The sequence below is a fragment of the Shewanella japonica genome, assembly GCF_002075795.1.
Lineage (GTDB): Bacteria > Pseudomonadota > Gammaproteobacteria > Enterobacterales > Shewanellaceae > Shewanella > Shewanella japonica.
The window spans coordinates 927,885-953,055 of sequence record NZ_CP020472.1; the positions used below are offsets into that span (position 1 = coordinate 927,885).

General features: G+C 41.0%; 23 protein-coding genes. 17 read left to right on the forward strand and 6 right to left on the reverse strand.

Features of this window, described 5'->3' with window-relative positions; translation table 11 throughout:
• Nucleotides 1-164 precede the first annotated feature (164 nt).
• Complete coding sequence (locus SJ2017_RS03950) at nt 165-1,385, forward strand: tetratricopeptide repeat protein (RefSeq protein WP_080914931.1); 1,221 nt, start codon at nt 165-167, stop codon at nt 1,383-1,385.
• 385 nt (nt 1,386-1,770) lie between these two features.
• Nucleotides 1,771-2,823, forward strand: a complete 1,053-nt coding sequence (gene aroG, locus SJ2017_RS03955; RefSeq protein ID WP_080914932.1) for a 3-deoxy-7-phosphoheptulonate synthase AroG — start codon at nt 1,771-1,773, stop codon at nt 2,821-2,823.
• Between the two features lie 41 nt (nt 2,824-2,864).
• Here the strand turns inward: aroG and SJ2017_RS21400 are convergent, their stop codons facing one another.
• On the reverse strand, nt 2,865-3,038 hold the full coding sequence (locus SJ2017_RS21400; RefSeq protein ID WP_119967651.1) for a hypothetical protein: 174 nt from the start codon (nt 3,036-3,038) through the stop codon (nt 2,865-2,867).
• A gap of 367 nt (nt 3,039-3,405) precedes the next feature.
• Between SJ2017_RS21400 and SJ2017_RS03960 the strand changes: the two genes are divergently transcribed.
• Both SJ2017_RS03960 and SJ2017_RS03965 read left to right on the forward strand, forming a co-directional pair.
• On the forward strand, nt 3,406-5,193 hold the full coding sequence (locus tag SJ2017_RS03960) for an ABCB family ABC transporter ATP-binding protein/permease (protein WP_080914933.1): 1,788 nt from the start codon (nt 3,406-3,408) through the stop codon (nt 5,191-5,193).
• A 138-nt stretch (nt 5,194-5,331) separates the two neighbouring features.
• On the forward strand, nt 5,332-5,580 hold the full coding sequence (locus tag SJ2017_RS03965) for a hypothetical protein (protein WP_055022612.1): 249 nt from the start codon (nt 5,332-5,334) through the stop codon (nt 5,578-5,580).
• 97 nt (nt 5,581-5,677) lie between these two features.
• On the opposite strand, the gene SJ2017_RS03970 is transcribed toward SJ2017_RS03965, so the two are convergent.
• Nucleotides 5,678-5,878 carry a hypothetical protein gene (locus SJ2017_RS03970; RefSeq protein ID WP_225442174.1) on the reverse strand — a complete coding sequence of 67 codons (201 nt, stop codon included), beginning with the start codon at nt 5,876-5,878 and terminating at the stop codon, nt 5,678-5,680.
• A gap of 212 nt (nt 5,879-6,090) precedes the next feature.
• Nucleotides 6,091-7,572: an FMN-binding glutamate synthase family protein gene (locus SJ2017_RS03975; protein ID WP_080914935.1), complete on the reverse strand. Its 1,482-nt coding sequence runs from the start codon at nt 7,570-7,572 to the stop codon at nt 6,091-6,093.
• 292 nt (nt 7,573-7,864) lie between these two features.
• Here SJ2017_RS03975 and SJ2017_RS03980 point away from each other — a divergent pair, with 292 nt between their 5' ends.
• From SJ2017_RS03980 to SJ2017_RS04005, 6 genes are all read left to right on the forward strand, one after another.
• Nucleotides 7,865-8,467, forward strand: coding sequence for a DUF5610 domain-containing protein (locus SJ2017_RS03980; RefSeq protein ID WP_080914936.1), 603 nt, complete (start codon nt 7,865-7,867; stop codon nt 8,465-8,467).
• A gap of 58 nt (nt 8,468-8,525) precedes the next feature.
• Nucleotides 8,526-9,275, forward strand: a complete 750-nt coding sequence (locus tag SJ2017_RS03985; protein ID WP_080914937.1) for a ferredoxin--NADP reductase — start codon at nt 8,526-8,528, stop codon at nt 9,273-9,275.
• Between the two features lie 323 nt (nt 9,276-9,598).
• The gene (locus SJ2017_RS03990; protein ID WP_080914938.1) at nt 9,599-10,618 is read left to right on the forward strand and encodes a Fe(3+) ABC transporter substrate-binding protein; all 1,020 of its coding nucleotides are present in this window, start codon (nt 9,599-9,601) and stop codon (nt 10,616-10,618) included.
• A 53-nt stretch (nt 10,619-10,671) separates the two neighbouring features.
• On the forward strand, nt 10,672-12,303 hold the full coding sequence (locus SJ2017_RS03995) for an ABC transporter permease (RefSeq protein WP_080914939.1): 1,632 nt from the start codon (nt 10,672-10,674) through the stop codon (nt 12,301-12,303).
• A gap of 1 nt (nt 12,304) precedes the next feature.
• Nucleotides 12,305-13,333, forward strand: coding sequence for an ABC transporter ATP-binding protein (locus SJ2017_RS04000; RefSeq protein WP_055022605.1), 1,029 nt, complete (start codon nt 12,305-12,307; stop codon nt 13,331-13,333).
• A gap of 109 nt (nt 13,334-13,442) precedes the next feature.
• Nucleotides 13,443-14,381: a Dyp-type peroxidase gene (locus tag SJ2017_RS04005; protein WP_055022604.1), complete on the forward strand. Its 939-nt coding sequence runs from the start codon at nt 13,443-13,445 to the stop codon at nt 14,379-14,381.
• 118 nt (nt 14,382-14,499) lie between these two features.
• Here the strand turns inward: SJ2017_RS04005 and argR are convergent, their stop codons facing one another.
• Complete coding sequence (gene argR, locus SJ2017_RS04010) at nt 14,500-14,970, reverse strand: transcriptional regulator ArgR (RefSeq protein ID WP_055022603.1); 471 nt, start codon at nt 14,968-14,970, stop codon at nt 14,500-14,502.
• Nucleotides 14,971-15,286: 316 nt separating this feature from the next.
• Between argR and mdh the strand changes: the two genes are divergently transcribed.
• A complete protein-coding gene (gene mdh, locus SJ2017_RS04015) occupies nt 15,287-16,222 on the forward strand; it encodes a malate dehydrogenase (RefSeq protein WP_055022602.1) in 936 nt (311 codons plus the stop codon).
• Between the two features lie 62 nt (nt 16,223-16,284).
• On the opposite strand, the gene SJ2017_RS04020 is transcribed toward mdh, so the two are convergent.
• Nucleotides 16,285-17,145, reverse strand: a complete 861-nt coding sequence (locus SJ2017_RS04020; protein ID WP_080914940.1) for an SDR family NAD(P)-dependent oxidoreductase — start codon at nt 17,143-17,145, stop codon at nt 16,285-16,287.
• A gap of 3 nt (nt 17,146-17,148) precedes the next feature.
• Complete coding sequence (locus SJ2017_RS04025; RefSeq protein WP_065109844.1) at nt 17,149-17,538, reverse strand: thiol-disulfide oxidoreductase DCC family protein; 390 nt, start codon at nt 17,536-17,538, stop codon at nt 17,149-17,151.
• Between the two features lie 141 nt (nt 17,539-17,679).
• Here SJ2017_RS04025 and SJ2017_RS04030 point away from each other — a divergent pair, with 141 nt between their 5' ends.
• From SJ2017_RS04030 to folM, 6 genes are all read left to right on the forward strand, one after another.
• Nucleotides 17,680-18,765, forward strand: a complete 1,086-nt coding sequence (locus SJ2017_RS04030) for an efflux RND transporter periplasmic adaptor subunit (protein WP_055022599.1) — start codon at nt 17,680-17,682, stop codon at nt 18,763-18,765.
• A 1-nt stretch (nt 18,766) separates the two neighbouring features.
• On the forward strand, nt 18,767-19,882 hold the full coding sequence (locus tag SJ2017_RS04035) for an efflux RND transporter periplasmic adaptor subunit (RefSeq protein ID WP_244899768.1): 1,116 nt from the start codon (nt 18,767-18,769) through the stop codon (nt 19,880-19,882).
• A gap of 67 nt (nt 19,883-19,949) precedes the next feature.
• Nucleotides 19,950-23,018: an efflux RND transporter permease subunit gene (locus SJ2017_RS04040; RefSeq protein ID WP_080914941.1), complete on the forward strand. Its 3,069-nt coding sequence runs from the start codon at nt 19,950-19,952 to the stop codon at nt 23,016-23,018.
• Nucleotides 23,019-23,147: 129 nt separating this feature from the next.
• The gene (folX, locus tag SJ2017_RS04045) at nt 23,148-23,504 is read left to right on the forward strand and encodes a dihydroneopterin triphosphate 2'-epimerase (RefSeq protein ID WP_055022743.1); all 357 of its coding nucleotides are present in this window, start codon (nt 23,148-23,150) and stop codon (nt 23,502-23,504) included.
• 67 nt (nt 23,505-23,571) lie between these two features.
• Entirely contained in the window at nt 23,572-24,216 is a 645-nt protein-coding gene (gene folE / locus SJ2017_RS04050) for a GTP cyclohydrolase I FolE (RefSeq protein WP_055022597.1), read from the forward strand.
• 115 nt (nt 24,217-24,331) lie between these two features.
• Nucleotides 24,332-25,057, forward strand: a complete 726-nt coding sequence (gene folM / locus SJ2017_RS04055) for a dihydromonapterin reductase (RefSeq protein WP_080914942.1) — start codon at nt 24,332-24,334, stop codon at nt 25,055-25,057.
• The last annotated feature ends 114 nt before the right edge of the window (nt 25,058-25,171 follow it).

The window sequence follows — 25,171 nt, forward strand, 5'->3', positions numbered from 1 at the left end:
CTTCGCTATGTTCTTAGCGATATACATTGCCCAGTTTATTCCGTTTCAGTTTATTGTTGCTGAACAGCCTTAACCTTATTGAAAATATTTTTTGTCACATTTATATATCTCATTTTCGTACATGCATCTATGCTTAATAAAGGTGTTTTGAGCGGAGCATAAATATGTTTCAAAAATATGAAAATAACAAAAAAAATAATAATGCAATTTTACCTCGCAATAATATACAGCTAAGCCTTTGTTTGGCATTGCTATTACCTCTCTTTCTTTTTGGCTGCTCTAGCACTCAAACCCATCAAAGTTCAGCCAATGCCACGGAGTTGTTTAATGACAGCTATTTCACACCAACGGCAATACCAGCAACAGAAACAATCTATGAGTTACCTGAGGGCATGGTTAATGAGATTAAGAAAGCGTATGCCCGCTCAGGTGGAGTTGTTGGAAATAAAAAGCCGGTTAATGTTTGGCTTGCTGAGTACATTGATGCAGAAAATGGTGGATTTGAATATCGTGATCATTATACGCGAATGGCCAGCGTTACCGCACAAGAACGAGCAGGCAATTGCATGTCTTTAGTTGTGCTGTCCACTGCAATAGCTGAGGCATTAAATGTCCCTGTTAAGTATCAAGACATAGATGTCGAGCCTATTTGGGATAGACGTGGCGGTTTTTATCTTGTTAATGGTCATGTGAATATGAAGCTGCTCCATCGAGACGACATCAACTCATACAGCTTTAGAGGGTCTGAAATTTTAGTCGACTTTTTACCTGAGCGTTCAATTAGAGCCTATAGAATAAAGCAGATAAACAAGCAGACTTTATCGAGTATGTACTTCAATAACGTTGCAGCAGAAGCATTAGTTAAAAACGAGTATGACTTAGCTTATGCACTATCTAAAAGAGCGATAGAATTAGATCCATATTATGTAAATAGCATTAATACCTTAGCTGTGATTTATCGCCATAAAGGTTTAAACAAACTCGCAGAGCAAGCGTATCGGCATGTATTACAGCTTGAGCCTGAGAACATTACGACTTTATATAACTTAGCCTTGATATTAGGTGAACAAAACAGATTAGATGAATGGCAACAAGTACATAAAGTATTGGAGCTTGCACGGATTAAAAACCCTTTCTACTACTTTGATATGGCGCAACAAGCTTATTTTGAAAAGCAGTATCAAGAGGCGCTAGTCTGGTATAAGCGCGCGGTTGAAAGAGCCGACTATCGACATGAGTTTTATTTTGGCCTGTCTCGCGCTTACTGGGCGACAGGTGATGAGAGGCGTGCTAAAAAGAATATGAAAAAAGCACTGGATTTGAGTATTGATGAAGTAAACCAACATCGCTACAAAGGTAAGTTGCAAGCTATGATGCGCCATTAGTCCGAGAGCTCTACAAATAAGTGTGAAAAACAAAAGCCTAGTCGTGGCTCATTATAAAACCATGCTCAACGTGTGTTGCTCATGGTTTTTTCGTTTATGACTTTGAGCACGCTGTGCGATATTAACTCAATCTAGCCAAATAAGCGCAGATAATAAAAATTTCATATTTATTCAACTAAACCGAACTTAATGAATTTATTATATATTTTATTTTTGTTTATCTAAACTTATTGATTAACAGTCATTTAAATACATAAAACTAATAAAACCATAGATTGAACGAATTATTGTGTGGTACTGTTTGAATTATAGAGCTGATCGCTATGCTTTACTGCCAATGTTAAACGTTGGCATAAATAAACTGTTTGCTGGAGTTGTATAAACTATGTATTACCAAAATGATGACGTTAGAATTGATGAAATAAAAGAACTATTGCCTCCAATTGCCATTTTAGAGCGATTTCCAGCATCAGAAACTGCATCAGCAACAGTCTTTAACGCACGTGATGGCATTCACCGTATTTTAAATAGACAAGATGATCGTCTACTTGTCGTTATAGGCCCTTGTTCTATCCACGACCCTGTTGCCGCGTTGGATTATGGTAAGCGCTTATTAGCATTACGTGAAAAATATAAAGATCAGCTTGAAATCGTTATGCGAGTGTATTTTGAAAAGCCACGTACAACTGTTGGTTGGAAAGGTTTAATTAATGATCCTTACATGGACAATAGCTTTAAATTAAATGATGGTTTACGTACTGCACGCAAACTTCTCGTTGATTTAAACGAAGCTGGTATTCCTACCGCGGGTGAGTTCCTCGATATGATTACACCACAATATGTGGCGGATATGATGTGTTGGGGTGCAATTGGAGCTCGTACTACTGAGTCTCAAGTTCACCGTGAGTTAGCATCGGGTTTATCAAGCCCTGTCGGGTTTAAAAATGGTACTGACGGCACAATTAAAGTCGCTATCGATGCTATTGGGGCAGCAAGTGCACCTCATCACTTTTTATCAGTGACCAAGTTTGGTCACTCAGCCATTGTATCGACAAAAGGTAACCCTGACTGTCATATCATTCTTCGAGGCGGTAAAGAGCCAAACTACAGTCAAACTCATGTAGCAGCGATTGAAAGCCAACTAGAGAAAGCCAAGCTTGCAGCTAATATTATGATTGATTTTAGTCACGCTAATAGCAGTAAGGATTTTAAAAAGCAGATGTTAGTGGCAGAGGATGTGGCTAATCAGATTAGTGCGGGCAATCAGAATATTTTTGGTGTGATGGTTGAAAGTAATATCGAAGAAGGTCGCCAAGATTTAGTTGTTGGTAAAGCGCTTTGTTACGGTCAAAGTATTACTGATGCTTGTATTGGGTGGGCCGATACCGAAAGCTTATTAGAGACACTTAGCCAAAGCGTACAAAAACGTCGCAGCTAATTAAGTGCACTCATTTGATAAAAAAGGCGCTGAGAGGCGCCTTATTTATTGGTATTTGCTAAATATTCATTTGCTTTAGCTAGGCTTCCAAATGCCGAGATGAGGTTGTTTCTTCCTTTGTCTTGTAGCTCAGGGTTACCTGATTCGATCATCATCCATACCCAAGTTTGTATTAGTTGTAATGGTGGGTGCTGAACTTTTGTTGCGTCTAACATGTTACTTCCTTTGAGCTGGGAAAAAATGTTAATGGCTGGTAATAAATGCCAAAAAGAATCAAATAAAGAGTACCAAATTCTTTTTCGTTTCAGAACTAGAAACAAGCCAAAATTAGCTAAATCTGCGTTTTTTTCTAAAAAAATAGTCTTTTAGACTAGTCAAAAAAAGCAAAAGTAATTCTAAAGTATTATTTATCGGATATCTTACCGATATAATGCCGTAAAATCATGCAATTTTTATCGTGCTTTTTTGATTTTAAATAAGCTATGTAAAGCCGTTATAGTGTTAACGTTATGTAGAACTTAATGTCTTGCTTAACTGAAATTGTTGCATTGTGCTTGTATTCCCTCCCTATGGTGAAATTTAATGAGACCCTCTTTATATTTTGATGGCCCTGTTGGCAAACTTAACTGGAAAGTTGTGGGGCTATTGTGGCCTTACTTATTCGAGTTCAAAGGGCGTATTTTTCTGGCAATGTTATGTCTTGTTGTTGCCAAACTTGCCAGTGTGGGCCTACCGTTTATTTTAAAAGATTTGGTTGATAGCTTAGATGCTCAAAAAACGGCAACAATCGTGGCCGTGCCTATTGCTTTGGTGTTGGCTTATGGCTCGGTTAGGTTTCTTAATGTCATCATTGGTGAAATTCGAGATACGTTATTTGGCCGAGTCACTGAACGTGCAATTCGGCGCCTTGGTTTAGCGGTATTTGAGCATCTGCATCGTCTTGACTTGGATTTCCATTTAGATAGGCGGACAGGTGGATTGTCTCGGGACATAGAGCGTGGCACCAGTGGTGTTAGCTTTTTGATGCGCTTTATGGTGTTCAATATTGTCCCGACCTTGCTAGAAATCAGTCTGGTCATCATTATCTTTTTTATTAACTATGGAATCGGTTTTGCGTTAATCACTTTGATTGCGGTCGTTGCGTATATTGGCTATTCAATAGTGGCGACTGAGTGGCGTACCGGTTTTGTTCGTGATGCTGCCAATGCAGATTCATTATCCAATACACGGGCAGTTGATAGTTTACTTAACTATGAAACGGTTAAGTATTTCAATAATGAGCGCTATGAATCACAGCGTTACGATGAAGCATTGGATCAATGGGAAGTCGCCAAACGTAAAAACAGGTTATCGCTATTTGCTTTAAACGCTGGCCAAGCACTGATAATTGCGGTCGCGATGACAGCCATGATGGGGCTTGCTGCCTATGAAGTGACTGAAGGCAATATGACATTAGGTGATTTCGTATTAATTAACGCATTTATGATGCAGCTGTTTATCCCACTTAATTTCTTAGGTTTTGTTTATCGAGAGATTCGAGGTGCACTAGCCAATATTGAGCGAATGTTTTCTTTGTTAGATAAAGTACCAGCCATCCAAGATATTCCGTCAGCGTCTAATGTGACGCCTACTCAAGGTGAACTAGCGTTTAATCATATTTGCTTTAACTATGATGAGCGGTCGATCCTAAAAGATGTCAGTTTTAGCATTCCAGCAGGTCAAAAAGTGGCAGTTGTAGGAGAAAGTGGCGCGGGTAAATCTACCCTGATAAAGCTGCTATTTCGGTTTTATGACGTTGATAGTGGCTTAATAACCATTGATGGGCATGATATTAAACAGTTAACTCAGCAGGCGCTGCGTCAATCAATCGCCATCGTGCCACAAGATACTGTGCTGTTTAATGACACCATCTATAACAATATTCTTTACGGCCAGCCAACAGCAACTGATGAAGCGCTCAAAGAGGCGGTACATTTGGCTAACCTGACTGATTTCATCGAGTCATTACCCCAAAAATGGCAAACTAAAGTTGGGGAGCGAGGCTTAAAGTTATCAGGTGGTGAGAAACAAAGAGTCTCCATTGCCCGAGCTATTCTAAAAGCAACCCCCATTTTAGTGTTTGATGAAGCAACGTCATCACTAGATAGTCAATCTGAACAAGCCATTTTATCTGCCCTAAAAGTGGCGGCAAAAGGGCACACCAGTTTGGTGGTCGCTCATAGGTTATCTACGATTGTTGATGCTGATAAAATCGTGGTGTTAAGTGAAGGTCGAATTGCAGAACAGGGGACGCATAAAGCATTATTATCGCAAAATGGTGTGTATGCAAAGTTATGGCGAATCCAAAATGAGCAAACTATCACACATTGATCGCATGCTTGTGTGTGTTTTCTCTCTTTGAAAGTGCAGTTTTTGTGTATAATTAACTTTAATTGCCTGGAAAGGATTGAGATCGTTTAGGTAAATAGGGAATTATCGGGTAATTAAGCCTAAGTATGGAGGTCGTTAGTGCAAAACATTTCTTTAATAGCAGCCCTAGAGGGGACACAACATAAAGTGACCACCGATTGGTTTGCGATTATGGCTACGCTTGAAAAGCGAGAAATGAACCAAGATGAACTGCAGGCTGTTTATGATGAACTATGTGCAGGATTAATTGTGACAACCCGTGGACTGACATTAGCTAAAATTAATGACAATGAAAGCGAAGACAGTTTATTAAAAGCGGATGATAGCGCAGCCGATATCTTAGTGTAATGGCACTTTGTGCCTTAATGAAAGGCAAAGTGAATGGTATTTATCCAATAAAAAAGCAATCATAATGATTGCTTTTTTATTGGATAAACTGAGTCGGTTAGCTGTTTTTAGACCAACTGTTACACACCATTTTTATTATTGCATCGCTAGTATTTAATTCCGTTAGACGAGTAATCTTGCCATGATCGAAGCAGACTTTTTCACCTTCGATTTCTGAAAGGCGCTCACAATTGGTACAAGTTAATGACATTGCTTTATGGGTATCATTTTGTGCCATGATTGAATTTGTCTCTTTCAAATCTATATCCCTTCGCCAATATGCTTAACGTGATTAAAAGTGTGGTTTAAGTCACAATTTTATACTTAATCTAAAGATAGTTCAAAGTATTACCTTGTCAATATATTAGCAATTAGTCTAATAGTTTTTTCTAATAAACGGCAATACTGCTTAAGTTTATCATTCTACAGTGATTATCTATTAGGTTAGGACTTAGTTTGCGATCAATGTACTCAATACTGTTGATAAAACTTGTCCAATGACACCGATATACCGCTCTCTGTGACAATTCTGGCGTGGTGCCGTGTTAACTGTCTTGCTTCACTTACTCCACATGAATGGGCGATAATTTTCAAGTCATGATGCAAAGAGCGATTATAATTCGCCACCCTTGCAGATTTGTTATGGGGATCTAACCCTTGTTGAAGATGCTTATTATGGGTAGTGATGCCGGTTGGACAAGTATCTTTATTACACTGTAAAGCTTGTATACAGCCTAGTGCGAACATATTTCCCCGTGCAGAGGCAATAAAATCGGCACCTGTCGCCAAGGCCCAAGCAACCTGAGAGGGCAATATCATTTTGCCGCTAGCAATCACTTTGATTCGTTGTTTCAGTCCTTTTTGTTTAAACAGATTGATGACTATAGGTAAGCTTTCTTTAATCGGTAAGCCGACATGATCCATTAATGCTTGAGGCGCGGCGCCTGTTCCGCCTTCAGCGCTATCAAGGGTAAAAAAGTCTGGTGCACTCTCAATGCCTCGGTGTTTTATTTCTTCACATAAGTCGATTAACCACTGTTCATCACCAAGCACAGCTTTTATGCCTGTGGGCTTTCCTGTGATGTCACGAACATGGCAAATCATGTCAATAATATCCACGACGCTATTAAACTCAGCATGGCCATTAGGACTAATGGAATCTTGCCCTACCGGGATTCCTCTGATAGCTGCAATTTCTTCAGTGACTTTAACGCCAGGTAAAATGCCGCCTTTACCAGGTTTGGCACCTTGGCTTAGTTTAATCTCAAACATTTTGACGTTGTCATGGGCTGCAATGTTACGGAGCTTGTCATCATCAAGTTTTCCTTGCTCATCACGTACGCCATATTTAGCAGTACCGATTTGAAACACTAAATCACAGTTGCCTTTTAGGTGATGCTCGCTTAAGCCTCCTTCACCAGTATTAAGCCAGCAACCAGCTTGTGCTGCACCATGGGATAATGCTGTCACGGCAGGGCGGGATAATGCACCAAAGCTCATCGCTGAAATGTGGCAAACTGTTGCTGTCCTATACGGGGTTTTACAGTGCTCACCTACAGTAATAATGCTGTCTTGATGTTCATCTGAATCATATTTAGGAAATGCGGCATTAAGAAACATTACCGTGCCAGTTTTGTCGTGCACTTGGGTTGAGCCAAATGAGATGGTGCGATCGACATCTTTTGCGGCGCGATATACCCAGCTACGCTCAGCACGATTGAAGGGCAACTCTTCTCTATCTTGAGCAAAAAAGTATTGCCTAAAAAACTCACCTTGTTTCTCAAACAAATATCTAAATCGACCTATTACGGGGTAATTGTGACGAATAGCTTGTTTAGTCTGTAATTTATCTGCGATGTACATATAAATCACTGAGATAAATAAAATGGCAATACAGGCGAGAAATAACCCTGTAAATATCTCTAATCCGACGATAAACCAATGTGGCTGCATTTTTGTTCCTTAAAAATGATCGATTGATATTGAGTAGATAACAGTTATTAGTGATTGATATTCGCTAAATTGTTTATTTTTTGACTATCATCATTATGAATGAAGGTCGGTTTTTGTTCTAGGTAATTTAAAGGTACCGATAGCGACAAATGGAAATAATAACTCGCCACCATAAAGCTGCAGGTTTTTTGGTCGATAAACTCGCAAGCGTTTTTGGTTTTATCACATCATTTTTGACATCGGTATACCAAAGGTTGATACCCATTGTAAAAGTGATTATGAGGATACACAGATGGAAATTTATAACCCAACGCAGCTAAATGCTCAGGCTGCTAAAAATCAACAGCCTAGTAATGGTGCTAAAGATATTCCCAGCAACAACGATGTCTCTGGGAGTAAAGCATCAATCAGCGAGATAAGTAGGGATTTAAAAAATAGCAGTATTTTGGCTGCGCAAGAACAAGTGAGTATTCAATCTGGCGATAAATCCATGGCACTTCTTTATCGAGCAGCTATTGATTCAATTAACAGTGAATTGGCTCCAACCTTAGGCGAAAATGTCATTCAAAAAAATGCTGAAAATGAAGTGGATTATTCGCCAGAAGCCACTGCAGAGCGTATAGTCAGTTTTGCGACTAACTTTTTTTCGGTGCACCAGCAGCAAAACAGTGGCATGGAGTTTAATGAGCAATTAGATAGCTTTATGGACATTATTTCTGGTGCAATTGATCAAGGTTTTAGTGAGGCCACTGAGATTTTAACTGGTCTGAATGTATTTGAAGGTGACATTGAAGCTGGCGTGGATAAAACCTATAGCTTGATACAAGCTGGGCTTGAAACCTTCAAGCAAGATACGGCAAAACAAGCGGACGTAGAAAGCGAGCAACTAACATAGAATTAGCGCATAAAGTTAGCGAATTGACATAGAGAACTGATTTTCTAAGGAACAGCTTATGTGGACAACAGGTACTGTTATTGAACGTATTGAATGGAACGATAAATTGTTTTCGTTACGCATCGAAGCCGATGTTGAGCCATTTATAGCTGGGCAATTTATCAAGCTCAGCCAAATTCGGGATGAAAAACGTATCGCAAGAGCTTATTCACTGGTCAATCCGCCAGGAAAACCTTACATCGAAGTGCTTGCCGTCGCAGTTGAAGATGGTCAGTTATCGCCAGATTTACAAGCATTAAAAGTAGGAGAGCAAATCGAAGTCAGCACCAAAGCGGCAGGCTTTATGACGCTTGAAGAAATTCCCACAGGGGCAATACAAGGACCGCATCTTTGGTTTTTGGCAACAGGTACTGCAGTAGGGCCTTTCATTTCAATGATGGAAACTGATGAGCCATGGCAACGATTTGAAAAAGTGGTGCTGGTTTATGGCGTCCGGTTAATCGAAGATTTAGCTTATTTACCGCAAATTAAGGCGTTACAACAAAAGTACCCGCAACAATTTATTTTTATACCGTCAGTGACACGAGAGCATTATTCCGAGGGGTTGTCGTGTCGAATTCCCGATGGCCTACAAAGTGGGTTAATTGAACAAACAGCAGGCATCGCGCTTAGTGCCGATAACTCTCAAGTGTTAATTTGTGGTAATCCTGAAATGATTGTGGATGCGCAATCAACGTTAACTGAAAAAGGATTAGTTAAGAGCTTACGCCGAGCTCCTGGGCAAATTACGGTAGAGAAATACTGGTAAGACGCAGTGATAGCCTGCGTTGATAACGGTTATTTTTTTGCTCACTATTAGAGGCTGTATTTATCCTTAATACAGCCTTCAAAAAACCTTGTTTTACTCACTAATTAACTTACTTATTCCAAATAATACAGTCAGTAATCTTTAAAGAATACTTGCTCAAAAAGCGCCGATCTATTATCCTTTCCGCAATTGATAATTATTATCATTTCCATGGGTGATAACCTAATGCAATATAAGTAACATCTTAATTATTGGTTAAGAAAAGTGCTTAAATCAGGTTTTTGCAATAATAAAAAGCGCCGTAAGGGCAAGGAGAAATTGGAATGAAATCGTTAAAGAGTTTTGCGCTGTTAGGTCTTGCAGCTGTATCTTCAATGGGTTCTATCACAGCACAAGCAGCAGATGATCTTACTGTATATTCTTATCGACAAGCGTTTCTTGTTGAGCCGATTTTAGAACAATTTACTAAAGATACTGGCATTAAGGTTAACGTCGTATTTGCTAAAGATGGCATTGCTGAGCGTATTGCCCGTGAAGGTCGTCTTTCTCCTGCTGATGTTGTTCTTACATCAGATTTTTCACGTTTAATGGAATTGGTTGAAAAAGATTTGGTTGTTGACGTTAAAAGCGATACGTTGAGCAGCAATATCCCTGAGCAATATCGTTCTCCAGACAATGACTGGTATGCGTTAACCATGCGTGTTCGTAATGTTTACTCTTCAAAAGAGCGTGTGGGTAAGCTGGATCTAAACTATGAAGATTTAGCATCAGAACAGTACAAAGGTAAGATTTGTACTCGTAGTTTCAAGCATCCTTATAATATTGCACTAGTCGCTTCAATGATTGCTCACCATGGTGAAGCTGAAACTAAGGCTTGGCTTGAAGGCGTAAAAGCTAATCTAGCACGTAAACCTCAAGGAAATGACCGCGCGCAAGTGAAAGCGGTTAAAGAAGGCTTATGTGATGTGGCCATTGGTAACAGTTATTACTTTGGTAAAATGTTGACAGATCCTAAGCAAAAGAGCTGGGCTGATGCGGTTTACATCAACTTCCCGAATCAAAAGAATCGCGGTTCACACATCAATGTTTCAGGTATGGCTCTCGCTAAGTTTGCACCGAACAAAGATAATGCTATAAAATTAATGGAATTTTTATCATCTGATGTTGCGCAAAAGTCTTATGCAGAAGTGAACATGGAATATCCAGTAAAAGCGGATGTTGCACCTTCTGAAATGGTTGCATCTTGGGGAAGTTTTAAAGCTGATGACCTTCCGATTTACAAGCTAGCAGAAAATCATCAAGCAGCAGTTAAACTACTTGATGAAGTTAAATTTGACCTATAAGAATGCAGCATTTCACCGCATAGTCATTATGCGGTGCTAACTGGAATGTATTTATGATTTTAGGCTTAACCAGAAGCTGGTCGCTCACTGGTTATGCGATTGCGGCAATATTAATATTGCCGCTTTTTGCACTTATAGTACAAGCAACAATTCCTGACGAAGCAGTATTTAGTCATTTATTTGATACTGTTTTACCAACCTATATCAGCAATAGCTTGTTACTCATGCTACAGGTTTGCATCGGTTCTTTGGTCATTGCTGTGTCTGCGGCTTGGCTCGTAGCACGTTGTGACTTTCCTGGACGGCGCTATTTCCAATGGGCGCTACTGCTACCTTTAGCAATGCCTGCCTATATCGTCGCGTATGTTTATACCGACATGCTTGATTATGCTGGGCCTGTGCAACGTATGCTAAGGCAAGTCTTTGGTTGGTCATCCCCACAAGATTATTACTTCCCCGATATTCGTACGCTAACAGGCGCAGCTATCATGTTGTCTTTAGTGTTATTTCCGTATATTTACCTGTTAGCCCGCACAGCCTTTATGGAGCAATCGTCTAGCTTATTACATGCCTCTCGCATTATGGGTTGTAATCCATGGCAAAGCTTTTGGCGCTTAGGTTTACCCATGGCAAGGCCAGCCTTAGCGGTGGGAATGGCGCTAGTGGCAATGGAAACCGCTGCTGATTTTGCCACGGTAAGTTACTTTGCTGTGCCGACGTTAACGACTGCGGTTTATGATACTTGGCTTGGCTATGGCAGCTTATCTGCCGCAGCAAAACTCTCGGCAATCATGTTGTTGGTGATTTTTGCCATGGTAGGGGTAGAGCGCTTTGCTCGCCGTAAACAAGAGTTATTTCAAAAGCAATCAAAACTGACAGAGTCAGACCGTTATTATTTAACAGGCTTTAAAGCTTGGAGCTCATTTTCTTACTGCGCTTTATTGATTGTATTGGCATTTTTATTACCTTTTATGGTGCTTGCAGGCTATGCAATTGACTACTTTGACGAAAGCTGGAATAGCCGCTTTTGGCAATACAGTTTTAATAGTTTATATATCGCAGCCGTAGTGAGTTTTATCTGTGTTGTACTGGCATTAATTATGATGTTTGTTCGCCGTGTTAGCCCACGTAAAAGTGATTTGCTACCCTCACGATTAAGCAGCACGGGTTATGCAATACCTGGCACGGTACTGGCAATTGGCGTTTTGGTTCCACTGACTTATCTTGATTTTGCCATTAATGATGTTTATGCCTACATTGATAGCAGAGGACCTGGCTTATTATTTACGGGCAGTGTCATTGCGCTTATTTTTGCTTTTTGCGTTCGCTTTGTGGCGATTTCAATTGGCAGTATCGAAAATAGCTATAAGCGAATGTCTCCTTCGTTAGATATGGCAAGTATTACTATGGGGCAAACCCCAAGACAGCTGCTATGGCGTGTGCATTTACCTTTGTTACGTAAAGGCATATTTGCAGGAGCACTGTTAGTATTTATTGAAAGCATGAAAGAGCTGCCAGCAGCGTTACTATTGCGTCCTATCGGTTTTGAAAACCTTGCGACTCATGTTTTTCAGTTTGTTTCTGATGAGCAACTAGAGCATGGTGCTTTGGCTGCAATTGTCATCGTAATCGTTGGACTTATCCCATTGATTTACCTTAATCGTTCGCTGGAGCAAGAGAGCTAATATGTCCACACTGACCATTAAAAATGTTAAAAGTGACTACCAAGGGCAGGTCATACTTAATGGACTCAACTTAACGTTAGAGCAGGGAGAAATCGTTGCGCTGTTAGGGCCTAGTGGCTGCGGTAAAACCACGTTATTACGTGCTATTGCTGGTCTTCAAGCGATCAGTGAAGGTGAAATTATCATAAATGGTCAATCGCTAAGTGCTGATGGCGTATTTGTTCCCAGCGAAAAGCGTGGCATTGGGATGATTTTTCAAGATTATGCATTGTTTCCCCATTTAACCGTCAGTGATAATATTTTGTTTGGCGTTAAGGGGTTATCTGAAAAAGATCGCCAAGACCGCCTTGAGGATATGCTCGCTTTAGTTAAGCTTGAAGGCTTAGGGAAACGTTACCCTCATGAGTTATCAGGTGGCCAGCAACAACGTGTTTCGATTGCCAGAGCCTTAGCGTATCAACCCGAGATTTTACTTCTCGATGAGCCTTTTTCTAATATCGATTCTCAAGTGCGTAGTGAGATGATGCTGGAAATTAGACAGATCTTAAAGCAGCGTAATGTCAGTGCAGTTTTTGTCACTCACAGTAAAGATGAAGCATTTGTATTTGCAGATAAACTGGCTTTATTTAAAGAAGGTGGAATTGTTCAGCATGGTATTGCAGAAGACTTGTACGGTGCGCCAAACGATCGTTACGTTGCAGAGTTTCTTGGTGAAGGTAATTACATTACCGTCACCATTAAAAGCGCCACGCAAGTCGCCTCCATATTAGGCTTAATAGAAAGCACTAGCCTGATAAAAAACGTGGTTAATACTCAGGGGCAATTACTTCTCAGACCGCAGCAAATCGAGATTCAACCTGCAGCACAGGGGCAAGGTGAAATTGTCGAGCGACGTTTTCTGGGTACAATTTGTCATTATTGGGTTAAAGTAGGTCAACAGACGCTCGAAGTGAGAAGTCAGTTAACCGAACTGACATTAGGCCAGAAAGTTAATTTGTCCATATCAGCGCATCCGCTAGTGATTTTTTAGTGACCTAAGTCTAAATTGATTAAATATTGCATAGAGCAGTAAGGAATAAATTGCTCAATTGCCTTAAACTCTTTATATCTTATTATTGTTAAAGGTGATTGATTCCAACATGGAAACACAGAATATGCCTCGCGAACAGTTAGGGATTTGTGCTGAAGGAAATCTGCATAGCGTCTATTTGATGTTTAATGCAAATGATGGTGTCGAAGATCAGCTTCGCCCATGTTTAGCCAATGTAGCCCAATATATTTATGAATTATCTGACCAATATGCAGATAGTGCATTTAATGGCTTTGTTGCTATTGGTGCGAATTATTGGGATACCATTTTTGACGGACAAAGACCTGCTCAATTACGCCCTTTTCCTGCGATGAATGAAGGTAATCGAGATGCACCTGCAATCGAATACGACTTATTCATGCATATCCGCTGCGATCGTTATGACATTTTGCATTTAGTTGCCAATGAAATTAGCCAAATGTTTGAAGGTTTGGTTGAGTTAATTGAAGAAGAACGTGGCTTTAGATTTATGGACAGCCGTGACTTAACTGGCTTTGTCGATGGTACAGAAAACCCGAAAGGGCGCAGCCGTCAAGAAGTTGCTTTAGTGGCTGATGAGGATATCTCATTTAAAGGCGGTAGTTATGTTCATGTGCAAAAATATGCCCATAACTTGAGTAAATGGAATCGCCTACCGCAGAAGAAACAAGAAGATATCATTGGCCGTACTAAGCAAGATGATATTGAATACGCTTCTGAAGATAAGCCATTAACCAGCCATATCAAGCGAGTTAATTTAAAAGATGCAGATGGTAAGTCGATGGAGATTTTACGCCAGAGCATGCCTTTTGGCTCGTTAAGAGAGCAAGGGTTGATGTTTATCTCGACCTGCCATAACCCAACTCATTTTGAAGAAATGCTACGCAGCATGATTTATGGTGACGGTCATGGTAATCACGACCACCTCATGCAGTTTACTAAAGCACTGACGGGGTCATCATTCTTTGCGCCATCATTAGATTTTTTAGCGCAGTTTGCTAACGACTAATTTTGCAAGATACGCGTTCTTGTAAGCTTGGGTAGATTAAAACCAAAAAAAGCAATGCCAAGGCATTGCTTTTTTATTGCGTTTTCGTCCGTACTACAGACTCAACATAACGCTTGTTTTACTCGCTGTAGTTAAACAGTGATTTAACTGTTTCTAACGTATCATCGATGGTTTTAATGCTGGATGGACAAATGAAGATCGTGTCGTCACCAGCAATGGTACCTAAAATGCCTTCAGGCTTACCTATTGAATCAAGTAATCGTGCGATGAGTTGTGCTGCACCTGGACTGGTACGCACTACAATCATAGCTTGGTTATGATCAACATCTAATACTAAGTTTTTAACTGGGCTACCTGCTGTCGGTACACCTAATTCAGCGGGCAAACAGTACACCATTTCTTGCTTAGCATTTCGAGTCCGCACCGCGCCAAACTTACTGAGCATGCGCGATACTTTAGATTGGTTTATGTTGCCAAAACCTTCTGCTTGTAGTGCGTTGACGATCTCACTTTGGCTACCAAAGCGCTCTTCCTTTAATATCGACTTAAACGTTTTAACGAGTTCATCCTGATTCTTGGTCGCTGGCATATTTTTTTTCGTCTTATAGTAATTTTTAAATTGAATACAATATATTCACAAAACGGGTTCATTTTGAATATATAAACGTCACAAGTCAAGAAATAAGCTAAATCGGTGAATAAAAATTCACTTTACAGTGTAAGTGCTAAATCAGGGATTATTGATATATATATCATAGAATAAGTTAATTGCTTTACTCCACTAAGGGATAATTGAAATTGTCTCGCTGATGCAGTAATGTGACGCCACAAGAAATATGATCTATGTCACAGACTGAGAATCATAAACTTAGAAGTCAAACATAAGAACGTTATTGGAGATAATTATGAAAGTAGCTGTACTTGGTGCTGCTGGCGGTATCGGCCAGGCCCTAGCTTTACTATTAAAAACTCAACTTCCTGCAGGCTCAAAGTTGTCTCTGTATGACATTGCTCCTGTAACACCAGGTGTTGCTGTCGATTTAAGCCACATCCCAACAGATGTTGAAGTGGCTGGTTTTGCTGGTGAAGATCCAACGCCTGCGCTAGTTGACGCTGATGTTGTTCTTATTTCTGCTGGTGTTGCACGTAAGCCTGGAATGGATCGTTCAGATCTATTTAACATCAATGCGGGTATCGTACGTAACCTTATTGAAAAAGTCGCTGCTACTTGCCCTAAAGCATTGATTGGTGTGATCACTAACCCAGTAAATACAACAGTTGCTATTGCTGCTGAAGTACTTAAAAAAGCGGGTGTTTACGATAAGAATCGTTTATTCGGTGTGACGACACTTGATGTTATTCGTTCTGAAACTTTCATCGCTGAGCTTAAAGGCTTAAACGTTGCTGATGTTAACATTAACGTTATCGGCGGCCACAGTGGTGTGACTATTCTTCCACTTCTTTCACAAGTTGAAGGCGTAAGCTTTACTGATGAAGAAGTTGCTTCACTAACAACTCGCATCCAAAACGCTGGTACAGAAGTTGTTGAAGCTAAAGCCGGTGGCGGTAGTGCGACACTTTCAATGGGTCAAGCGGCATGTCGTTTCGGTCTATCTTTAGTTCGCGGCCTACAAGGTGAAGCAAACGTTGTTGAATGTGCATACGTAGATGGCGGCAGCGAGCACGCTGAATTCTTCGCACAGCCTGTTGTATTAGGTAAAAACGGCGTAGAAAAAGTACTTCCATACGGTGAAGTAAGCGCATTTGAAGCAAACGCACGTGATGCAATGCTTGATACGTTAAAAGGCGATATCGACCTAGGTGTTGAATTCGTTAAGTAAGCTCATCGTTTACGACAAAAAGCGAAGCCTAGGCTTCGCTTTTTTGTGTCTGTAATCTGCAGTTACCACTGCACTGTTTTACCTTGCCAATCAAGAAACTCTGCTTGGTTGTTAAATTCAATACCTTGGTGAATTGTGAGTAATTGCTGGGCGACGAAGTCTGCGGTGAACAATTTCCCTTCGGGAACGTTAGCCTGAAAAGGTTTAGATAACTCGGTATCGGTTGTACCAGGGTGAAACGCGATCAATTTTGTATTTTTAGCTCGGCGTGCATACTCAATTGCACTGGTTTTTATTAACATATTCAGTGCCGCTTTTGATGCTCTGTAGCTATACCAGCCTCCTAACTGATTTTCACTGATACTGCCAACTCTGGCACTTAACACACTGATGATGCATGCCTGCTTGCCGTTTACGAGTTTAACGAGATGTTGAAGCCACATCATTGGCACTAATGTGTTGGATTGAAAGACTGACAGCATAGATGCTGGGGTAATATCTTCAAGGCGCTTTTCTGGCGATAAAACAGTTGATGGCTCAATTTGTAGATTTTCTGGACTCTTTGAGGTCTGTGGATTATGTGTATGGACTGACATTTGATTGTTTAATGAATGCAATCTGCCATTACAAATAAACACCTTGGTGATACGCCCTTTAATTGATGATAGAGCAAGGCACACTCTTGCTATGTTTTCGTTAGCGTCATTACTGGCGCTATTGCCTGAGCCATTCATGGTGTAATCGCAGGAAATGTGGTGATGAATGTTATTGCTAACATTAAAAACCAGTTCTTTTTGACTGATGGTAATGATTTGCTCAATCTCAGCATTATCAGCGAGCTCGGTGAAAATCGCTTTTGCAATACCTGAAGATGCGCCGATAACAATGGCAGTGTTAACGGCTTGAACACGACAGATATCCATAGGCTACTTCAACTTACAGCTACCGTCTTCACAACGTTGCTGTCCTGTGAGTAGATAAGAAATTTGGTAGCGATTTTTCGCAAATCCACGATAAGCGATATCAGCAAAAGGTTTAACACAAGGTAAGCGTAATAATTGAATCCACTTATGCTTACCTGTTAATGCCCAAGCTTTAGCTGTCACATCTAATCCCGTTAGAATTGTGCCGTCATTTGTTTCTGCATGCAGGATGTTATTGGCCACAGATAAATCAATATGGGGGTATTTTTCTTCGAAATTGTCTTGGTTTAAATCAGCCAATTCAATTTTGTGTAATCGATCGTGCTTCTTAAGTTGCGCCATTTCGTTAGAACATAATGGACAAGCGCTATCGTAAAAAATTCGTAACTCCATAGTGCACCTCAGCCTGTTTGGGTTAAAAATCAATACGTCGATTGTCACAAGTTAGATCTTTTTTGTGCTCTAGTGCACCTATTATGGGGTGTCATTGAATGTTAGTATCGTACTAATTGCTCACTTTTGACGGAACAAAACATGAAGAAACTCAGCCAGTTTAGTTCTTTTTTAGTTATATTCCCCTCGATAATTTCCAGTGTTTTACTCAGTGTTGCCAACGCAGAAGAAGGCAGTGAAGCCACCAGTCGTGATATCCCTCGTCCAGTCAAAGTGCTGCAAGTTGATGTGGGCTCTGAATACCGTGAGCGCTTTTTACCAGGCGAAGTTAAAGCCTCAGAAAAAGCGGCATTGTCATTTCGAGTCTCAGGTGAAATTGCTGAAATCTTTGTTAGACCTGGAGATGCCGTTGAACCAGGAGATATATTAGCCACACTCGATAGTGATATTTATCAGCAACACTTAGCCATGGCGCAAGCACAATTCGAGTTAGCTAAAGTGTTGTTTGAGCGCAATGAGTCTTTGGTTGAGCAAGGGGTGGTATCACGTAACGATTATGACCAAGCTAAAAGTGATTTTACCGTAGCTCAAGCTGCACTGGATAAAGCCAAAACCGATGTGACCTACACTAAGTTGCGTGCCCCCTATCAAGGGGTGATTTCTAAACGCAGTAAGCGTGAGTTTGAGTTTGTCCAAGCACAAGAAGAAGTCATGGGGATTCGAACTGATGCATCTGCAGATATTAGTTTCCAATTGCCAGAGCAATTTATAGGTTTTTTACAAAAATCTGATAAAGGCTTAGAAGATATAGACAACATAGAAGTTAAGTTTGATAGCCGCGATCAATGGTATGTCGCTCGCTTAAAAGAGCTTAATACCGTTGCCGACCCTACAACTAGTAGTTACACCATTATATTAACTTTACCAATGCCAGATGAACTGAATGTTCTACCTGGCATGTCAGCACGAGTCAAAGTTAAGTTGCCCGCAAGAACGGCCGATGCCCATCCGAAAATCCCTAAAGGCGCAGTGGTCAAAGAAAACCAACAAGCCTATGTATTTACTTGGTCACCGACTCAGCAACGAGTCAAAAAGGTACCTGTTACCCTACAGGGAACTCGAATGATGTCAGGGCTAAATGATGGTGATTGGCTCGTCGTCGCAGGAGCCGCTGAGCTTAAAGATGGCCAAGCAGCGGTGAAGTGGATTAAAGAGCGAGGCTTATAATATGCAACGGATTCAACATTCTAGAATGAGTTTTATCATTAATCGTCTAGGGGTTGTTGCCTTAGGCCTATTGAGCTTATCTGCCTGTGAGCGCACTGTAGACATTGAGCCAACAAAAACCTTAGTGAAAACTTATACCTTGCCTCATGCTAATAATGAAGTGATGCGTGAATTTAATGGTGTGGCTAGAGCGCAAGATTTAACGAATCTGTCTTTTAGAGTTGAGGGGCGAATAGAGCGTATACCTGCAACCAAAGGCAAGTCGGTTGAAAAAGGTGAGTTACTCGCCGTACTTGAAAAACGTGACTACACCATTGCCTTAAGCGATCGTCAAGCACGTTTAGAAGTCAGTTATAAACAGGCCCAACGAGGCAAGCAGTTAGTTGAAAGTAAGCTAATGGCACAATCTGACTACGATGAAATGAATGCCCAATATTTAGTGGCCAAAGCAGAAGAGCGCCAAGCTGAGTTAAACCTGCAATACACAGAATTGCGCGCGCCATTTTCAGGGATTGTCAGTGATGTATTTTTAGAGTCTTTTGAAAATGTGCAGCCGGGTGTATCTGTACTCAGTATTCAAAAAGTTGAGCGTATTGAAGTTGATGTGCAAATTCCAGATATGCTGATTGCTGTTTCAAAAAAGCAAGAAGACAGAGAGAGTCAAGCCAAGTTGAATGTCAGCTTTGAGGCTTTTCCTAATACTCAATTTAGCGGCCGTTTATTAGAGGTCAACACCGAAAAAGATCCCACGACATCAACTTATATTGCCACCATTGCAGTGGACTTAGACCCCAAATATAAAGTGTTAGAAGGCATGCCAGCAAAAGTACAAGTTAACTTGAGCGACATGACTTACACCTATCATCGAGAATATTTAGTGCTAATCGAAGCGGTTGTTATGCAAGATGGTAGTGATATTGATGCACAAAATAGTGGTGTTTGGCTTTACAACGCTGCCGATAATTCGATTCAGTATCAACCAGTAACACTGGGGGTTATTGTCGGTGATGAAATTGAAGTGATCAGTGGCCTTGATGATGGCCAAACCATTATCACAACAGGCGCAGCCCGTTTAGTTAAAGGCCAGCAAGTACAGTTACTAGAGGAGGGAGCATGATGACTCGGTATCCAAAAGTACTCCTTAATAACGCCAATCACTCAACTGATACAAGGGAAAGTGTGTAATGAATATAGCAGGCTACTTTGTTAAAAATACTGTGATCAGTTGGATGTTTACCCTAATACTGCTTATTGGCGGTTTGATGGCATTTACTGGACTAGGCCAATTGGAAGATCCGCCTTTTACCATTAAAGATGCTGTGGTTGTCACCTTATATCCTGGTGCAACGTCCACAGAGGTGGAAGAAGAAGTCACCTACCCAATTGAAAAGGCAATTCAAGCATTGCCCTATGTCGACTATATTCGCTCACTCAGTACCTCGGGTATGTCGCAAATTACGGTAACCATGAAGAACATCTATGGCCCTGAAGAATTGCCGCAGATATGGGATGAACTGCGCCGTAAAGTCAACGACATGTCATCAAGTTTACCGCCAGGAGTACAAGCGCCTATCGTCAATGATGATTTTGGCGATGTGTACGGCATCATGTTGATGGTGAGCGGCACGGACTACAGCTATCGAGATATTCTCGATTACGTCGACTATGTAAAACGTGAGCTCGAATTGGTGCCAGGTGTCGGTAAAGTGTCATTGGCAGGGAACCAGCAAGAGCAGGTGTTTGTTGAAATGTCGTTGAACAAAGCGGCGAGTTCTAACATCGACCCCTCATTGATTCAAAATCTACTTAACTCGCAAAACATGGTGTCAGATGCGGGTAATATTCGGGTATCTGCCGATAACTTAAAAATTCGTACCAGTGGCGGCTTTAAGTCTGTCAGTGAGCTTGAAGAGTTAATCATTCCCGGTACCCAAGGTGACAAGCTAATTTATCTAAAAGATGTCGCTACTGTTTCTCGTGGTTTTCAAAATATCCCGACCAATTTACTCAAGTTTAATCAGCATGACTCCATCAACATAGGTATATCGTTTTCGACTGGGGTCAATGTTGTTGAGGTGGGTAAAGCCATTGACGCAAAACTTGCCAGCATTGAAAGTGTACGCCCTGCAGGTATGGTGATTGAAACCATGTACAACCAGCCTAATGAAGTTGATGCCTCCGTCGGCAGCTTTGTGTGGAACCTCATTGCAGCAGTGGTGATTGTTGTAGGGGTATTGCTGGTATTTATGGGCTTTAAATCAGGGATATTAATTGGATTAATCCTATTTTTAACCTGTTTGGGCACCTTTATGCTGATGTTGCAGGCTGAGATTGAACTGCAACGTATCTCCCTCGGGGCATTAATTATTGCCTTAGGGATGCTGGTGGATAATGCCATTGTGATTGTTGAAGGCATACTCATCGGTCGGCAACGTGGACAAACAACCCTAGAGGCAGCTCAAGGCATCGTTAAACAAACAATGTGGCCATTACTTGGCGCAACTGTCATTGCGATTACAGCTTTTGCACCCATTGGGCTCTCTCCAGATTCGACGGGTGAATTTGCAGGGTCGTTATTCTGGGTATTACTGTTTTCGCTGTTTTTATCTTGGATTACTGCGATCACGATTACGCCATTTTTCGCGCAATTATTTTTTGGCTCGGAAGCTGAAAAAGTGGAAGGTGAACCAAAAGATCCGTATGGCGGTGCCTTCTTCATGTATTACAAGGCACTACTTGACGTGTGTATGCGCTTTCGTTGGGTCAGTGTGATTGCCGTTGTTATTGCGTTTTGCGCCTCTATTTATGGCTTTGCTTACGTTAAGCAATCCTTTTTCCCGCCTTCTACCACACCTATATTTTTAGTCGATGTGTGGATGCCAGAAGGGACCGATATTCGTGAAACTCAAACCGTCGTTGAAGGGATGGAGGCCATCGCGTTTAACCTTGATAATGTCGAGTATGTGGCATCTACCATAGGTAAAGGTTTTCCTCGTTTCTTATTGACTTATTCGCCTGAGAAAAATTACGCATCCTATGCGCAAATTGCGTTAAGAACATCAGATTTTGAAACCTTATCTGATGTGATGGTGACCTTTCGCAGGGACGTAGAGCGCAGTTATCCGCAAGCGCAGCTTAAATTTAAGCGCTTAGAAATTGGTCCATCAACGGATGCCAAAATCGAAGCGAGGATCAGCGGCGCCGACCCTGATGTATTGCGTAGTATTGCAGCACAAGTGATGGAGATATTTAATGCTACGCCAGCCACAGTCAATGTACGTCACGACTGGCGTGAGCGGGTGAAATACATTGCCCCTCGGTTTAATGAAACCCAAGCTCGCCGTCTAGGTATTGTAAAAAGTGAAGTCGATGAGGCATTAAAATTTTCGTTCACTGGCTTACAAATCGGGGTTTACCGTGAAGGAACAACCTTGCTGCCGATTATCGGTCGCTTACCTGAAGATGAGCGCATTGATATCGAATCCTTAGAGAGTATTCGTATTTGGAGCCCAGCGCTAAGTGCCTTTGTACCTCTGCAACAAGTGGTTGATGGTTTTGAGGTGAAGTTTGAAGATCCTATTATTCAACGTCGGGATCGTAAACGTACCTTAACTGTATTTGCCGATACCGATTTTGAATACGGTATTCTCCCAGCTGAACTGTTTGCCAAAATCAAACCTAAAGTAGAGGCACTCGAGTTACCAGTAGGGTATGAGCTGCAATGGGGAGGGGAATATGAATCATCGACAGATGCGCAAGAGTCATTATTTGCGACCTTGCCATTAGGCTTTTTATTCATGTTTTTGATTACCGTGTTCTTGTTTAATTCGGTAAGAAAACCCTTGGTTATCTGGGCTTGTGTACCATTAGCTATTATTGGTATTACATCTGGATTGTTAATCCTTGATAAACCATTTAGCTTTATGGCGTTGTTAGGCATGCTCAGCTTATCGGGCATGCTACTGAAAAACGGGATTGTTTTATTGGATCAAATTAACACTGACATCAACGAAGGAATAGAAACCTTTGAAGCTGTGTTTAACTCAACGGTGAGTCGTGTGCGACCTGTTTGTATGGCCGCCATAACCACGATTTTAGGTGTGTTGCCACTGTTAACCGACGCTTTCTTTGAGTCGCTTGCAGCAGTAGTCATGTTCGGTTTAGGGGTAGCAACCATGCTGACTCTGATCATTGTTCCAGTGTTTTATATCATCTTCTTCAAAGTTAAGTACCGAAACTATAAAGAGTTTTAGTTAGCAAAATTGGCGTTTTATCGCTATAACTATAAGAGTCAGCCATTAACGGTTGACTCTTTTTTATGTGATCTAACTTGCTCATTGTCACGTACTACCCAGTGAATTTATAAGAGGCTCACTATGTCCATTAGCCAAGCAATCATTAAAGTGACCAATCTTCGTTTACGAACGTTTATTGGTTTTAATCCTGACGAACGTGAAAAGCAGCAAGATGTTGTGATTAATATCGAAATCCAATATCCCGCCGACAAGTCATTTGAAACTGACGATGTTGCAGATGCACTTAACTATAAAGTCATTACTAAAAAAGTTATCCAACATGTTGAAGAAGGGCGCTTTTTACTGCTCGAAAAGTTGGTGGCAGACGTGTTGGCTATTTGTAGTGAGCACCCATCAATCACGATGTCACGGGTGACAATTGATAAACCTCATGCTTTACGTTTTGCCGACTCTGTTTCGCTGTCTTTAGAGCAACGCAAATAATCGGTAGCCGCTGGCTATCACGTAATAGTGTGGTTTTATTTGGCACGGGTTGCCATAAGGAAAACACATGATTTCAGATGAAGCACGCAAGGTGCAGCAAGTTCTTATTGAGCGAGGTCTTGAAACGCCATTGGTCGAAAATCAGATGACCAGTGACCAAAAAATAGAACGCATTCAAGGATTGATGACTGAAGTTGTCTCAACATTAGGTCTGGATTTAACCGATGACAGTTTGTGTGAAACACCACATCGAATTGCCAAAATGTACGTGAATGAAATTTTTTCGGGGCTCGACTATCAGCATTTCCCTAAAGTGACCCAAATCGATAATAAAATGGGCGTTGAAGAAATGGTTAAAGTCAGCGATGTCAGTGTTGTGAGTACCTGCGAGCATCACTTTATCACCATAGATGGCGTTGCCAATGTGGCTTATATGCCTAAATCAAAGATTATTGGTCTGTCTAAAATCAATCGGATTGTGCGCTTCTTTGCCCAGCGCCCCCAAGTGCAAGAGCGTTTAACGCAACAAATTTTAGTCGCACTGCAAACGCTTTTAGAAACTGAAGATGTCGCAGTCAGTATGAATGCCACTCATTATTGTGTGAAATCTCGTGGCATCATGGACACCCAGTCGCACACCACCACATCAGCATTAGGTGGCTGCTTCAAAAGCAACCCTGCGACCCGAGCAGAGTTTTACTCAAAGGCTTGATTCACTCAGCTATCTCATGAATGATGGATAACAGACACGAGGTCATTAGTCGCTGCTAATGACCTTTATTATGTGAGTTTAACTACTGGCTCAATACAAGAATAAGAGAACTCAAATGAAACACACCATATTGATTACAGGGGTTGGTAAACGTATTGGCTATGCGTTAGCAAAGCATTTTATTGCCCAAGGCCATCAAGTGATTGGCACCTTTAGAACACATTACCCAAGTATTGATGAGTTGGCTGAACTTGGGGCTGATTTATACCAGTGTGACTTAACTCTCACAGAAGAAATAAACGATATGTTACAGCGCATTGTTGCGCAATATAGCGAGCTAAATTGCATCATCCATAATGCATCTGATTGGCATAATGATAAAACCTCAAATGAGGTGAGCTCTGCGGATATTATGACAAGAATGATGAATATTCATGTGAGCGCACCTTATCAAATTAACCTTGCTTTAGCGCCATTATTAACTGCCAGTGCTAAGCAACAAGTTGGTGCCAGTAATATTATTCATATCACCGATTATGTCGCCGAAAAGGGCAGTAAAAAGCATATTGCTTATGCGGCCAGTAAGGCGGGATTGCATAATTTGACGCTATCTTTTGCGGCAAAACTTGCGCCTGAAGTTAAAGTGAACTCTATTGCCCCTGCGATGATTTTATTTAACGAAGGTGATGATGACGACTATAAAGTGAAAGCTTTAGCAAAAGCGATTTTGCCTGTCGAGGCCGGTAATAATGAAATGATATCGCTGGTAGATTATTTAACCTCCAGTCATTATGTGACAGGCCGAAGCTATGCGGTTGATGGTGGCAGACAATTAAAATAATGGATTGCGGTACTGATAGCACTAATTAAAAAAAGTTTTAGACTTCTAGATGGCTAATTGCTAATGTGGATATAGGTTTGATTGAGCACTGCGATAAACAATCAGCAATGTTCA